Source organism: Bradyrhizobium sp. STM 3566 (genome assembly GCF_045571445.1).
Lineage (GTDB): Bacteria > Pseudomonadota > Alphaproteobacteria > Rhizobiales > Xanthobacteraceae > Bradyrhizobium > Bradyrhizobium vignae.
This window is the reverse complement of the sequence record NZ_CP120692.1, coordinates 6,600,270-6,615,155: the sequence shown is the minus strand read 5'-3', so window position 1 is coordinate 6,615,155 and position 14,886 is coordinate 6,600,270. Positions and strand designations below refer to the sequence as shown.

General features: G+C 59.3%; 12 protein-coding genes and 1 pseudogene. 9 read left to right on the top strand and 4 right to left on the bottom strand.

What is annotated here, in order from left to right:
* The 4 genes and pseudogenes from P6U27_RS31500 to P6U27_RS31485 all read right to left on the bottom strand — a co-directional run bounded on the left by P6U27_RS31500 (position 1) and on the right by P6U27_RS31485 (position 2,791).
* Positions 1-1,460 (bottom strand): annotated as a pseudogene (locus P6U27_RS31500) (GMC family oxidoreductase).
* A 33-nt stretch (positions 1,461-1,493) separates the two neighbouring features.
* Entirely contained in the window at positions 1,494-2,042 is a 549-nt protein-coding gene (locus tag P6U27_RS31495; RefSeq protein WP_407193219.1) for a gluconate 2-dehydrogenase subunit 3 family protein, read from the bottom strand.
* Between the two features lie 32 nt (positions 2,043-2,074).
* Positions 2,075-2,470 (bottom strand): VOC family protein, encoded by a 396-nt coding sequence (locus P6U27_RS31490; protein ID WP_407193218.1) that lies wholly within the window; start codon positions 2,468-2,470, stop codon positions 2,075-2,077.
* Entirely contained in the window at positions 2,471-2,791 is a 321-nt protein-coding gene (locus tag P6U27_RS31485; protein ID WP_407194514.1) for a c-type cytochrome, read from the bottom strand. It abuts the gene before it with no gap.
* Between the two features lie 298 nt (positions 2,792-3,089).
* On the opposite strand from P6U27_RS31485, the gene P6U27_RS31480 reads away from it, so the two are divergent.
* The 9 genes from P6U27_RS31480 to P6U27_RS31440 all read left to right on the top strand — a co-directional run bounded on the left by P6U27_RS31480 (position 3,090) and on the right by P6U27_RS31440 (position 14,823).
* The gene (locus P6U27_RS31480; protein ID WP_407193217.1) at positions 3,090-4,142 is read left to right on the top strand and encodes an NAD(P)-dependent alcohol dehydrogenase; all 1,053 of its coding nucleotides are present in this window, start codon (positions 3,090-3,092) and stop codon (positions 4,140-4,142) included.
* 1,822 nt (positions 4,143-5,964) lie between these two features.
* A complete protein-coding gene (locus P6U27_RS31475) occupies positions 5,965-7,635 on the top strand; it encodes an aromatic/alkene/methane monooxygenase hydroxylase/oxygenase subunit alpha (protein ID WP_407193216.1) in 1,671 nt (556 codons plus the stop codon).
* Between the two features lie 83 nt (positions 7,636-7,718).
* Positions 7,719-8,759 carry a 2Fe-2S iron-sulfur cluster-binding protein gene (locus tag P6U27_RS31470; protein WP_407193215.1) on the top strand — a complete coding sequence of 347 codons (1,041 nt, stop codon included), beginning with the start codon at positions 7,719-7,721 and terminating at the stop codon, positions 8,757-8,759.
* 58 nt (positions 8,760-8,817) lie between these two features.
* The gene (locus P6U27_RS31465; RefSeq protein WP_407193214.1) at positions 8,818-9,888 is read left to right on the top strand and encodes an aromatic/alkene monooxygenase hydroxylase subunit beta; all 1,071 of its coding nucleotides are present in this window, start codon (positions 8,818-8,820) and stop codon (positions 9,886-9,888) included.
* 6 nt (positions 9,889-9,894) lie between these two features.
* Positions 9,895-10,266 (top strand): MmoB/DmpM family protein, encoded by a 372-nt coding sequence (locus P6U27_RS31460; RefSeq protein ID WP_407193213.1) that lies wholly within the window; start codon positions 9,895-9,897, stop codon positions 10,264-10,266.
* Between the two features lie 136 nt (positions 10,267-10,402).
* Positions 10,403-11,425 carry an amidohydrolase family protein gene (locus tag P6U27_RS31455; RefSeq protein ID WP_407193212.1) on the top strand — a complete coding sequence of 341 codons (1,023 nt, stop codon included), beginning with the start codon at positions 10,403-10,405 and terminating at the stop codon, positions 11,423-11,425.
* A 5-nt stretch (positions 11,426-11,430) separates the two neighbouring features.
* Positions 11,431-12,270, top strand: a complete 840-nt coding sequence (locus P6U27_RS31450) for a metal-sulfur cluster assembly factor (protein WP_407193211.1) — start codon at positions 11,431-11,433, stop codon at positions 12,268-12,270.
* Between the two features lie 97 nt (positions 12,271-12,367).
* Positions 12,368-13,999: a molecular chaperone GroEL gene (locus P6U27_RS31445; protein WP_407193210.1), complete on the top strand. Its 1,632-nt coding sequence runs from the start codon at positions 12,368-12,370 to the stop codon at positions 13,997-13,999.
* Between the two features lie 143 nt (positions 14,000-14,142).
* Entirely contained in the window at positions 14,143-14,823 is a 681-nt protein-coding gene (locus tag P6U27_RS31440) for an MIP family channel protein (RefSeq protein ID WP_407193209.1), read from the top strand.
* Positions 14,824-14,886: the final 63 nt, after the last annotated feature.

Here is a 14,886-nt window from a genome sequence, read left to right as displayed (position 1 = left end):
TTAGATCTCTTTCTTTTGCATCGCAGTAGCCATGTAGTCCGCCTGCCGGATCGCCAGCGACACGATCGTCAGCGTCGGATTGCAGGCCGCGCCAGAGGTGAACTGACTGACGTCAGAGACAAACAAATTCCTGATGTCGTGGGTCTGGCCGAACTTGTTCACCACGCCATCCCTGGGGTTCTCGCTCATCCGGTTGGTGCCGAGATTATGGGTGCTCGGATAGGGCGGGGTCGGGGAGGTGACGGTCGCGCCGACCGCCTCATAGACCGCGGCGCCCTGCTTGTAAGCGTGAGCCCGCATCGCGATGTCATTGGGATGATCGTCGAAATGCACGCTCGCGACCGAGCGCTGGTGAACTCGCGTCCCCAGGCCCCCCGCTTGAGGAATGCCGCCATGAAGGGCACGCCCAGCGACAGCGTTTCCATCTCGTAGCCGCCGACGAAGCCGCGGCCCGGATTGTTGATCGCCTCGTCGCGGACGATGCCGGCCATGGTGGTGCCGCGATACATATGGACCGATTTCTCGAACACGGCATAGACGCTGCCGGTCATGTGCCGCATGTAGTTGCGGCCGACCTGACCGGATGAATTGGCAAGGCCATCGGGGAACATGCTGGACGCGCTGTTGAGGAGCAGGCGCGGGCTCTCGATCGAATTGCCGGTAACCGCGACCACGCGTGCCTTCTGCCGCTGCATCACACCGCTCTCATCGGCATAGACCACGCCGGAGACCTTGCCGCTCGCATCATGCTCGATCTTGAGCACCATGCTGTTCGAGCGCACCTCGAGATTGCCGGTGGCTTCGCCCTTGGGGATTTCGGTATAGAGCGTCGACCATTTAGCGCCGGACTTGCAGCCCTGGAAGCAGAAGCCGATCTGCAGGGAGGAGCCGCGACCGTCGCGCGGCTCGCTGTTGATGGCCATTCTGCCGGTGTGCACTTCCTTGTAGCCGAGCTTCTTCGCGCCGGCCTCCAGCACCCGGAAATTGTTGTTGCCGGGCAGCCCGGGAATGCCATTAGTGCGGGTGACGCCCATCTTGTTTTCGGCCTTGGCGTACCACGGCTCCATTTCGGCGAGCGTAATCGGCCAGTCCAACAGATTGGCGCCAGGAATGCCGCCATAGGCGCTCTTCGTCTCGAACTCGTGCTCGTCAAAACGCAGCGACGCGCCGGCCCAACGGGTGGTTGAGCCGCCAACCGCCTTCACGATCCAGGCTGGCAGGCTGGGAAAATCCTTGGCCACCTGCCAGCTGCCTGACGTGGTGCGCGCATCGGACCGAGCGAGCTGGGAAAAGCTCTCCCATTCGTCATTGATGAAGTCCTGGTTCTCGATGCGCGGATCTGCTTCGAGAATGACGACCTTGATGCCCTTCTGCGCGAGCTCGTTGCCCAGCGTACCGCCGCCGGCGCCAGATCCCACAATCACAACTACCCCCGGGTCGTTCAAATCGAATTTTGCCATGGTGCGCTCCTCCTGATGGGATGTTGACCGGGTTTAAGCCTTCGGCAGCCAGTCGATGTCGGAGAAGCCGCGTTTGATGTAGCCGCCGTGTTCGGCGGAGGAGCCCTCATAGCCGAATTTCGGCCACAGCTCCTTCTGGTTATACAGCGAGACGACTAGGTCGCCGCGCACCGTCTTGAAGACGTCGCTTTGCTCAACGCCGCGGAGCAGCGCCACGCGGTCAGTCTTCCATTGCACCTCGGCATACGGCACCTGGTGGCGCTCGCGGGCATCCTGATCCAACCTGGCGATGCCGTCCGCAATCAGCAAATTGATCGCCGGATCCTTCGCCGCCTTTACGTCCCACGGCTTGATCGCCGTGACGTAGTAACTGTCGTTAAGCATGTCGTGCGGAAAGATGTCACGCGCGACCTTCATCAACGTCTTCAGCTGAGCGGGTGTCAGCGCAACTGCATCGTCCGCCCAGGCATCCTGGATGCCGAGCCCTGTGGTGGTCGCGGCCGCGACAATCGGCACCGTGCTTGCCGCACCCTTGAGAAAGACTCGGCGGTCGAATTTCCTGCGACGATCAACTTCCCTCATAAGCTCCTCCAATGCTGTCTGTCTTGTTTTGGTTAGGCGAAACGCCCGCCCCGCTGGATCACCTCAATCTTGTAGCCGTCGGGGTCTGAGACGAAGAAGAAGCGCGCCAGCGTGCTGCCATCGTGCTTGAATTCGCGCAGCGGCCCCGGTGCGAGCTTCTCGCGCTCGAACCGGGCATGTTCGGCGTCGAGATCCTCGACCACGACGGCGAGGTGTCCGTATCCGTCGCCGAGCGCGTAGGGCTCCTTGCGATCGAAATTGACGGTCAGCTCGATCTCGAACGGCGAAGACGGATGGCGCAGATAGATCAGGGCGAAGTCGGAGAACTTCAGGTGATCGGCGATCTCCAGCCCGAAAGCCCGCTTGTAGAAGTCCAGCGATTTCGCTTCGTCGAGCACTCGGATCATCGAGTGAACCGGTTTTGACATTCAGTTGAACCCCTTGACATAGGCGATGATCGCCGCGCGGATCTCCGGTTTGGACTGTCGATAGGCCATCAGCGCACCCGGAATCACCGCCTGCGGATTGCTCAGCCAGGCATCGAGCCTGGTGTCATCCCAGACGAAGTCTGCTTTGGCGAACCCGTCCGAGTAGTGAAACCCGTCGACTTTGCCAGCAGGCCGCCCGACGATCTTGTAAAGCGATGGTCCCTGTCGGACTGGATCCGACAGGTTTGTTGTATGACAGGTGGCGCATTGCTGCTTGAACAGTGTTGAGCCATCCGGAGTCTTGGCGGCAGGCGACGGCATCTGGGCGCTGGCCGTGTGCGCGGCAAGCAATGCGCTGCAAAGGCCGGCTGCAATTCCTTGTATCAAGCCCTGCTTGGCCATCGATCCTCCCGCACGATCGAGGACTCTAGATGACACCGAGTCAGGTTTGGTAGTAACGGGTTGTTTCATCTGAGGTGCTTCGGAGTGCACTGCAGTAGCTGTTGCTTCGCTTCGAAGAAGGGCTGTCGGCTCCTCGAAGAAAATGTGCTGGCATGAAAAATGCTGAGGCTCGATCGCCGATGGCGAACCGAAGTTCGCCGGGGAGACGGAGGAGACGATGAGAGCCCAAGTATTGAGAGCGTATGACGAGAAGCTTTCTAACGAGCAGTGGGTCAGCGAAGAGATAGTGCCTGATCCGAAGCTGACGAAATCGACGGACGTCATCGTTCGCATCGGTGGTGCGGGCGTATGCAGGACCGACCTTCATATTATCGAAGGCGTCTGGAAGCCGCATATGGATCCGAGCGGCGACAAACTGCTACCCATCATCATGGGACACGAAAATGCTGGTTGGATCGAAGAGGTTGGTAAGGAGGTCGAGGGACTGAAGAAGGGCGATCCAGTCATCGTCCATCCGAAGATCACCGGCGGCACGTGTGTCGCATGTCGCCGAGGCTTCGACATGCATGGTCCTGGTACGTTTCCGGGGCTTGATTGCAACGGCGGCTATGCAGAATTCCTTTGCACCTCCGAGCGCAATATCGTCCCACTACCGCGGACTCTCGCGCCAAAGGATGTGGCGCCATACGCGGATGCGGGCCTCACGGCCTATCGCGCGGTCAAGAAGGCCACACGTCACCTTTTGCCAGGTGAATTCTGCGTCGTTATCGGTGCGGGTGGGTTAGGCCACATCGGAATCCAGTGCCTCAAGGCAATGTGCGCGGCCGATGTTGTCGTCGTCGACAAGTCCGAGGCATCGCTGAAACTTGCCGAAAAGTCAGGGGCTGACCACTTGGTCAAGGCTGACGGCAACGAAGTGGCGGCCGTTTTGGCGCTGACTGCCGGAAACGGCGCGGAGGCGGTGATTGATTTCGTCGGAGAGAAAGGCACAACTTCCAAAGGGCTGTCAATGACCCGTCCTATGGGGAGTTACTACGTCGTTGGTTACGGCGAGGACATCCGTGTTCCGACCGTCGACATGGTGATTACCGAGAAAAACATCATCGGAAACCTGGTCGGAACATGGGCGGAGCTAACCGAGTTGATGGCGCTTGCGGATCGAGGCTTGGTTGAACTCGCCACGGCCGAATATCGCCTCTCGGATGCAAACAAGGCGTTGCACGATCTCAATGCCGGCAGGATCCATGGACGCGCGGTCCTGATTCCTTGATACTAAAACTACGTGATCCATCGCGAGCATGCATTCACTTGCGATGGATCTGACGTTCGCATGCCCGTGCGATTGCTCGGCCACTGTAGCCGAAGATGCCACCAGAAGCCCGTCCGACAATTTTCGCGCGGCGGGCGCGAAGCGTTCGATCAGATCTGTTCCGTGCGAGCTCATATTGCAGTGCAATCTTTGCGCGCTGAACAAAGCCTCCCTGTTCGCAGAGAGTCTCATTCTGCATCATTGTCGCAATTTGCGCCGGCCGGCGTGGCTCTATCAGTGGGTTGTCCGGAATTCGCCCGCTGAGATGCCATCGAACGATCTGGCACGCCCGTTGCACATCCCCTATGCAGGTATCCCTCGGCGAAGCACACGGCCAAAAGCGAGCCGCTTCGCTTTGAGGCGCAAATCAGAAATCAAACTCTTGAGACTTAAGCTCTTCTCCCGGCGTCGGTAGACGTTGCGAGACATGGAGCGCCGCGACCATAGCTTACGTCGGGTGCGGGCGCGGTGCCGGAGGAGGCTCAGGAGAACTGTCCACGTGATGCTTCCAGGAGGCCGGAATGCGAGATAGCTCCCGAAATCCCGTTCACGGAACAGCGAGCTGCTGCGCCGTCTGCGGCGGAAAGTTTGGACTCATTCGTTACTACTGCTGGCGAAGGGCGCTCTGCTCTAAGAGGTGCGTCGACCGGTTCAGAGTACGTCGGGAGGCTGACCATAAGTGGCTCCGCTGGTTGCGAGCTGCTTAGACCGTTCTTCAACCAAACTGTTGCATGGTGCTGCTTCGCATTGGGAGACGCCACATGAGGTTCATGCTGGTGAACGGCAGGACGCCGTGCCCGAAGACCTTTTGCATGCTTTGCTGTGAGCCAATTCAGGCGAGCTATCTGAGAGAATTCAGCACCGGGCTGCCTTTCTGCGATCACAGCTGTTACGCGCTTTATTCCGGCCGCTGGATCTCGAGGTGCGAGCAAAGAGAGCGCTCGGCCGTTATGGAGGATTACCGCTAATTGGACCATGCGCGCGAGGCCGGCCGCGCTGCTGCCGATTGCAGGCAGGCCTGTCACCTCGTGAAGATCGAAGGGCCGTGCGGATGTCCTGCAGGTTCAACATAGCGCATCGGAACGGCAGTCCCGACACAGGGAATCGATCGCCATCAATGTAATCCACGCTCAAGGCGCGTTCCACAAGGGAGCTTTGGTCCACCTCTCTGCCGCTATCTGGCGGCTGAGAGCCGATCTTCGGGATACCTTTCCGAACGCGTGCAGCGTTCTACGGGCAGTAAAATCAATTTCAGTATCCGAGCGAACTATTGCGACGCAAACATTGCAGTGCAAACTGGCGCGCTCTCGTAACTGAGAATCTCATTCTGAAATTCTGTCGCAATTTGCATCTCGGTTCGGCGCAAGCTGGCAGCTGTGATGTCTCTGTCCACGGTCATCCGCGCATCCGTTCAGCCAGAAACCAGTTTGGCGAGATGCCGAACTCATTGGCACGCCCATTGCAAAGCTCCGGAGCACAACAACGCTGACTGCTCCGTCTGGGGCGAGCCGCGACAAGAACGAGGGAAGGGGATGCCTGGCTGAGGGCGCATCTTGTGCGGAATGATGCTTGTGATCGGAACGTCTGTTGGACCGAAGATCGCTGCTAATCATCTTCCGGTGCACCACAGTCATCCCAAGACCCTTGCCGATATCAAACGTCCGGTCGCGCAAACGGCCGTGAGGTGGCCCGTAACGCACGGGTAAGCACTGCCTGGACCATCAAGGTTCTGGGTAGGCGGAATATCGATGTGGTTTCTGACCCGATCAGGAGGAAAGACTAAATGTCTGGAACGTTAACACTCAACAAAATCACAGCCCAGCGCGGCATTTCGGTAGGTGAGGCTGCAAAGAAGATCGCAGACCTCGGATGGAATCCTTCCTACGTCCAGGAGGCGATGACCTTTCCCACGGACTACAAGATCACGAAGGCGCCGAAGGATCCGATGAAGCAGGTCCTCCGCTCATATTTCCCGATGCAGGAGGAAAAGGACAATCGCGTCTACGGCGCGCTTGACGCCGCGCTCCGCGGCGACATGTTCCGCAATGTCGAGCCGCGATGGGTCGAGTGGATGAAGCTGTTCCTGGCGATCATCCCCTTCCCGGAAATCTCTGCGGCGCGTTCCATGGCGATGGTCGGACGCCTGGCGCCCGGCGAAGATCTCCGCACCGGTTTCACCATGCAGATGGTCGACGAATTCCGTCATTCGACCATCCAGATGAATCTGAAGAAATGGTACATGGAGAACTACATCGACCCGGCTGGGTTCGACATTACCGAGGAAGCGTTCGGCAAGTGCTACGCCACCACCATCGGTCGCCAGTTCGGCGAAGGCTTCATCACTGGTGACGCCATCACGTCCGCGAACGTCTACCTGACCGTGGTCGCCGAAACCGCGTTCACGAACACGCTGTTCGTCGCCATGCCGTCGGAAGCCGCCCGCAACGGCGACTATGCGCTGCCAACCGTCTTCCTATCGGTCCAGTCGGACGAGAGCCGCCATATCGGCAACGGCCACTCCATGCTGATGTCGATGCTGAAGGAGCCGGAGAACCACCTGCTGCTCGAGCGCGACCTTCGGTATGCCTTCTGGCAGAATCACGCCATTGTCGACGCGGCGATCGGGACGTTCATCGAGTACGGCACCACGAACCGCGACAAGACCAAGGAGTCCTACGCGGAGATGTGGCACCGCTGGATCTTCGAGGACTACTACCGGACCTATATGCTGCCGCTCGAAAAGTACGGCATCAAGATCCATCATGACGATGTGCAAACGGCCTGGAAGCGCCTGACCGAGAAGCACTACGTGCATAAGGTTGCGCAGTTCTTCGCTGTCGGCTGGTCGGCCAACTTCTGGCGCATCGAGGCGCAGACCGACAAGGATTTCGAGTGGTTCGAACACAAGTATCCGGGCTGGTATGCGCAGTTCGGCGAGTTCTGGAAGTGGTACGAAAAACTGTCGCATCGCGGTCAGACCAACATCCTGTTCAATAGTGATGTTGGGTACGTCTATCCGCATCGTTGCTGGTCGTGCCTCGTTCCATGCCTCATCCGCGAGGACATGGTCACCGACGAGATCGACGGCAAGCTCTACACGTTCGCCCATGAGCTCGATCGCTGGACGGCTGTCGAGGCCTTCGCCGGCGAATACCAGGGACGTCCGACCCCCGCGATGGGGCGCTTCAGCGGTCGCCGCGAATGGGAAAGCGTCTACCATAATGTGGATATCGCCGACGCCATCAAGGACCTGGGCTTCGTGCGCACGGACGGCAAGACGCTGGTCGCCCAGCCGCACCTGCGGTTCGAAGAAAAGGAAATGTGGACGCTCGACGATGTCCGCGGCCACATTCTCAAAAGCCCGCTGCTTACGCTGCGGGAGATGAGCCCAGCCGACCGCGAGAAGCATCTTGCCGAGTATCGCAAGGGATTCACCATCAATCCCTGCAACTAAGTGAAACGGAAGGGGCCGGTTTTGGCCGGCTCCTTCCCATCGATCCCCTGAAGATTTGCAGCCTTGGTTTGAGGAGGCCCCTTATGGGTGCGCCCACTAATGTCGTTCGCCTGCAGCCGGTAGGCATAGAGTTCGAGGTTGAAGAGAACGAGACCGTCCTCGACGCCGCGTTCCGCCAAGGCATCGCACTCCCTCATGGTTGCAAGGAGGGCCAATGCTCGGCGTGCAAATGCGTCCTCACCGGCGGCGATGTCGAGTTGAAGAAATATTCCACGTTCGCTCTCAACGAGATGGAGCGAGGTCAGGACTACATCTTGCTCTGTCGCACCTTGGCCTACTCGGATCTCGAGGTGGAACTCCTCAACTACGACGAGGAAGTGCTATCGAAATCGATTCCCGTCAAAGAGTTCAAGGGTACGGTGACCAGCATCTCTGCGCTGACCCATGACATTCGCCGCCTCGAAATTGCACTAGAGCAACCTCTGAAGTTCTGGGCGGGTCAATATGTCGACATCACGCTCACGGGACCAGAGACGATTACGCGCTCGTTTTCCATGGCAAATTCGCCGAGCGAAGGCCAAAAACTCGCGTTCATCATCAAGAAGTACCCCAACGGACGCTTCTCCTCACGGCTCGACGGAGATCTCGCAGTCGGAACCGAGGTCGGAGTCAAAGGACCCTACGGGACCTGCTTCCGACGAGAAAACAAGACGGGGGCCATGATCCTGGTCGGCGGCGGATCCGGAATGTCGCCGCTGTGGTCGATCCTGCATGATCACATCAGCTCCGGGGAAGTACGTCCGGTGTACTTCTTCTACGGGGCCAGGACGCAGAACGATCTTTTCTACCTGGATCACTTCGCGGAGCTTGCCGCCAAGCATCCGCAATTCACCTTCGTGCCGGTTCTCTCCCATGCGGCCGACGACACGGCCTGGAGCGGAGCAAAGGGCTTCGTGCACGAGGCGGTCGGAGAGCACCTTCGCAGAGCGGACTACGGTGAAGACGTCGACGTCTATGCCTGCGGACCATCGCCAATGATCGAGGCGCTGACGCCAGTGTTGCAAATGAACGATGTCGAGTCGGACCGCATCTTCTTCGACAAGTTCACGCCGGCCAACAACTAGACGCCTTGGCCGCCCAACGAGCAATTCTAGAGCCAACAACAGGAGGAGGAAGACGACCATGACTGCCGTTCAAACCGCATCAGCCAAGTCCGGTGCCGCAGGCTCTGCGGTGTTTCCGGATTCGGATAGTCGCCGATACCGCTATTTTGAGCCACGTAGTAAGCGCGCCACGCACTACGAAGATGTGACGGTCGACGTGCAACCGGATCCGGAACGTTACCTGTTACAGGACTGGATCATCTCCTTCCCCAACGGCAAGGGTGCATACACCAAGGACAACACGGCGGCTCTCAGCTCGAATTGGCATGCGTTCCGCGCCCCCGACCAGGAGTGGGAGCGCACTCACTACCAGCGCCAGTCCAAGATCGAAGCGATGGTCCAAGCCGTGATTGCCAACGGGCGCAAGTCGGGGGCGCCGAAGAGCTTCGACAAGGCCTGGATCAAGATCCTGCAGAACCATCTCGGTGCGTGGAAGCACGCTGAGTTCGGTCTCGGCACGTCGCTGATGCAGGCTCAGCGCTACGGCTACACCCAGATGATCAACAATGCGACGCTGACGAACTCGTCGTACAAGCTTCGCCTTTCCCAAGATATCACGCTCTATCTCGCCGAGATCGGGATGGACATTCCGGGCTTCGACGACACGGCCGGCAAGCGCGCCTGGCTGGAAGACAAGGGCTGGCAAGGAACGCGGGAAGCGATCGAGTCGATCATGGGCTCGGCCGACTATCTCGAGCAGTACTTCGCCACGAACATCGTGTTTGAGCCATTGGTCGGCGAATTGTTCCGCAGCGGCTTCCTCATGCAAGTGGCTTCGTCGAATGGCGACTTCATCACGCCACCGGTGATTTCGTCCGCGGAAGCTGACTACGAACGCAATCTCGCCAATACGATCGATCTGATGCACCTTCTGGTGACCGACAATCACCATGGCGCTCACAACAAGCAGCTGTTCCAGGGCTGGGTGCACAAGCATGTCGCGCTCGCCAACAAGGCGGCTGCCGGCCTGCAGCCGATCTGGTCGCAACCGCATTCGAAGCCGGTGCAGTACGCCGACGCGCGCGCGCAGTCGGTCGAACGCATCAAGAAGATTCTCGGTGAGCTAGGCCTCACTTTTCCCAAGGAGTAACTTGCGATGTCTGTCGTTTCCAGATCTGCGACTAACCAAAATATCTTTCAGAAGATGGGGGACCTTCGCTTCGAGCAAACCATTTCCCACCAGTGCGGCGTCACCATGAATGACAGCGTCGAGGCGCGTGCCATCGCCGAGTTCATGAGCAAAAAGCCGAACGTGACCGTGACCTATCAGCCAGCCCTGATTCGCATCGATGGTGAGGGCAAGCTGATCTTCAAGATGGACGAAATCAGTGACATTCTCGGCAAGGAGATGACAGCCGAGATCTTCGAAGTGAACACCTCGACCCACTACGGGCGGATGGTGCGCATCGACGACAACACAGTGACGCTGTTCGGCAACATGGACGAGGTCTTCGAATACATCGAGTGAGCTCCGTTGTTTCTCCCTGACTGGGCGGGGCCGCATCCCCTAGCGGCTGTGGCCCCGCCGCTTCTCGAAGTGTCCTCGCGTGACCATGGCGTGGATCGAACGAAATAGGCTTAACCAAGAATTCCTGGAGACCATCATGTTCATCACTCCCACCGGCGAGGAAGTTTTCGTCATCGACGGTCACACCCATTTCTGGGACGGCAGCCCGGCGAACCAGCTCAACATCCACGGCAAGCAGTTCATCGACTGCTTCTACGCTTATCACACATCGCTGAGCCCCAAAGATAAGCTCTGGCCGAAGGAGCAATTCGAGAAGTACAGCGCCGACCAGATGTACCGCGATCTGTTCGTCGACGGCCCGGACGACATGGCTGTCGTTCAGTCGACCTATCTGACGGAGTTCTACAAGAACGGGTTCAACACCATCGATCGCAACGCCGAGATGGCAAAGAAGTACAAGGACCGCTTCATCATCAACGGTGCTTTCGATCCGCGGGATGGCGAGAAGGCACTTGAATATATTCACTACATGAAAGAGACGTTCGGCATCAAGGGCGTCAAGCTGTATACGGCCGAGTGGAAGGGCGACTCGCGCGGGTGGAAGCTTACGGATCCCAACGCCTATCGCTGCTTCGAGCTGTGCCAGAAGCTCGGTATCACCAACATCCACGTCCACAAGGGCCCGACGATTATTCCGTTGGACAAGGACGCGTTCGATGTTCACGACGTCGATCATGCGGCGACCGATTTCCAAGGTCTCAACTTCATCATTGAGCACTGTGGTCTGCCGCGGCTCGACGATTTTTGCTGGATCGCTGTGCAGGAGACGAATGTCTATGGCGGCCTCGCGGTAGCGCTACCGTTCATTCACGGACGCCCGCGCTATTTCGCTGAAGTGATCAGCGAGCTGCTGTTCTGGGTCGGTGAAGACAAGCTTCTCTTCGGCAGCGACTACGCGATCTGGACGCCGCGCTGGTTGGTCGAGAAGTTCTGGAATTTCGAGCTCCCGGAAGATTTGAAGCAGGAGCACGGCATCGACCTCACGCCCCAGGCGAAGAGGAAGATTCTGGGCCTCAATGCCGCGCGCCTCTATGGCGTCGACATCGAGGCGCAGAAGGCGAAGCTTGCAAAAAGCGCCCTTGCGACCGCAGCGGAGTGAGGCGGATGGACGAAGTCCTTCCACATCGTGACGGCAAGACCAGCGAAGTGTGGGATCGCCTTTCGCTGGTCACCGATCCCGAGCTCGATGAGTCTGTGACCGAGCTCGGGTTCGTCGAGCGGGTTACCATCGATAATGATGGCGGTGTCGATATCGTCTTTCGTTTGCCGACCTACTGGTGCTCGGCAAACTTCGCATTCCTCATGGCCGATGACATGCGTCGGGCGGTCTCCACGCTGCCGTGGGTTCGCGAGGCGCGGCCGCAACTTCGCGATCATATGGTCGCCGAGGAGATAAACCGAGGCGTTAGGGAAGGCAAATCATTCGCCGAGGCACTCAAAGAGTTTGCACCTGGAGGGTCACTTGACGACTTGCGGGCGAAGTTCCGCCGCAAGGCGTTCGAGCGGCGCCAAGAGGTCATAATACTCGCCTTGCGCGGCGTGGGCTATGAGGATCCAGAGATCTGTCGGATGAATCTTGGCACCTTTAACGAGGTCAACTTCGGCTCGGAGGAAGTTACGCGGCAGAAGGCGCGTTATCGTGAGCTTCTCGTCGAGCGCGGCCTCGCCCGGCTGCCCGACGATCGCGCGTTTGTCACCTACGAGGGACGCTCTCTCAAGCGCCACGAATTGGCTTCCTATCTACAGCGGTTGCGAGGAGTGCGCATCAATATGGAGTTCAATAGCTCATTGTGCCGAGGCCTTCTTGCCGCCCGCAATCGCGAACTGGAAGGCGGGCACGCCGAACGAGAGTCTGCACCGTGCGGAGGCTGCGGCAGTAGCTGCGCCGAGAGATCCAACGGGCTAAGTGTGAGGACGGAGAAACCGTCCGTGGCTCGAGCATGAGGCGCTCGTATCGCAACATGTGCGAGCGCCAATAACAGAGCGGTCAGGAAGCCGCCCGACTAGACACAAGTGACCACCACGTGGGGAGTGAAACGCAATGCCGAAAGTTCTGCTTCATGACGTAGAGGCCCGTCGCGCGCTTGCACGCGGAGTCCAAAAGCTTGCCGCCGCCGTCGAATCGACCCTTGGGCCCAAGGGTATGAATGCGATGGTCGATAGGCCGATCGGTACGCCGATCGTGTCACGCGATGGTGTCACGATAGCTTCCGAAATCGAATTGCCGGATCGCTTCGAGAACATGGGCGCGCAAGTGGTGCGCGAGGTCTCAATGCAGACCAACGAAGTCGCCGGCGACGGTACGACCACGGCGATGGTGCTCGCAAATGGACTCATTCAGGGCGGCGTTGCGGCCCTGGAGCGCGGAGCCAAAGCAGTGGATCTCTGCAAGGGTATTGAAAGGGCCGTCGATGTCGTTGTCGAAACTCTGAAGAACTCGGCAATGGCCATATCGGACCGCAAGACGTTGCAAGCCGTGGCGACGATTGCGTCGACCGATCCCCATCTGGGCGGTCTGATCGCCGAGGCGGTGGAGCGGGTCGGCAAGGACGGCATCATAAGTTCGGATTACGGGCTGACGACGAACACGACACTTGAGGTCGTGGAGGGAATGTCGTTCGACCGGGGCTACATATCCCATCACATGGTAACGGATGTCGAGAAGATGGAGGTGGTATTGGATCAACCCTACATTCTTCTGACGGATTTGAAGATCAAGACGCCGGGCGAGCTGTCCGCAGTGCGCGCGGCGGTAGCCTCCACCGGGCGACCGCTTGTCATCGTTGCTGAAGAAATTGCGCCGGAAGTCGTCCCGACGCTGCTTGGTGATAGCAATCGCGGCAAGGTCCTGGTCGTCAATCCACCGGACTATGGCCACTGGCGCAAGGCGATGATGGACGATCTCGCCATCATAACCGGAGGACGGGTGATCGCGCGCGAGCTTGGCGGCAAGTTGGAAGAGACCAGCCTTGCTGACCTCGGCACCGCGCGGCAGGTTCGAGCCAGTGCGCGTGAAACGGTGATCATTCGCGGCGGTGGCGATAATGCGGCGATCGCCGCGCGGCGCCAGCAGGTATCCAAGCAGCACGACTTGGCACCACCGAACATCGAACAGGACAAGCTCAAGGAGCGGCTAGCCAAGCTCTCAGGCGGCACCGCCGTGATCTTTGCGGGTGGTGTCACGCCCGTGGAGCAGAAGCGTACCATCCAGCTGATCGACGATGCACTCAGTGCAGCGCGCGCCGCGGCCGAGGAGGGCATCGTGCCCGGCGGCGGCACCGCATTAGCCCAGTGCGCACCTGTGGTGGCGCGCGAGCTAGGGAACATCAACGGCGACCTGGGCGAGGGCATCAAGCTGGTTCGCGAGACACTATCCCGACCTGCCGCCTTCATTGCCAGGAATGCAGGCCATGATGCAAAGAAGGTCATAGCCGAGCTACAGAGCGCCCCGGCGGGGATTGGATTTGATGCGGCTGAAGGCAAGTTCATCGATATGGTTTCAGCCGGCATCGTCGACCCCGTCCGCGTGACCTATACCGCGCTTCGCAACGCGGCGTCCGTCGCCACGCTGGTGCTGACGACCAACACGCTGGTTGCCGACGTGCCGGAGTACGTCGATCCAACGCAGGGACCGGCACTCGGCGGCGGAGCAGAGAAGCTTGGCCGCGCATGAGACATGTGTACGCGGTCCGCGTTCCTCCGCGACGTCTCCGACGTCGAAGGTATCGTGGCCAGGTACTCGGCTCTATCGCCGACGCGTCGCGACTGGCGGATCGGTCGCTTCAGACTCGAAATCATCACAAGGGAGGGGAAGTCATGCATAAGTATGTTGCGGAATCCATCGGCACGTTCGCATTGGTATTTTTTGGCTGCGCGACTGTGATCTTCATGCGGGCCGAGGTCGGCCTGTTGGGCGTGGCGTTCGCATTCGGTCTGTCGGTCGTCGCGATGGCCTATTCGATTGGTCATATTTCTGGGGCTCACCTCAACCCGGCCGTCAGTCTCGGCATGCTCGTCGCTGGTCGGATGTCGCCGCGAGATTTCGCCGGCTATATCATTGCGCAGTTCATTGGGGCAATTGCGGCTGCAGCGGTGCTGTATCTGATCGCCGAAGGCAAAGTAGGGGGGTACGACGTCGCGGCAAATGGCTTTGCCCAGAATGGCTGGGGTCAATATGGCGTGCTTTCCGCATTCGTGTTCGAGGCGGCGGCAACTTTTCTGTTCCTGACTGTCATTCTTGGTGCAACGCAAAACGGAGCGACCTCTGCTTACGCCGGCCTGGTGATCGGCCTCACCCTGGTGGCGATCCATCTCGCCGGCATCGCCGTGTCGGGGTCATCGGTGAATCCAGCCCGCTCGCTGGGCCCCGCGTTGTTTGCAGGACCAGATGCGCTGTCGCAGGTGTGGCTCTACTTTGTGGCGCCGTGCCTTGGTGCCGCACTGTCCGGTTACCTCTTTAAGGCCGGAGTGACGCGCCCGATGGCGGCGACCGCTTGAGCTTTGCAACTCGATGATCGGCCGGTGACAACGAGCCAGAACAAGCTACAATCTTGAAAGCTC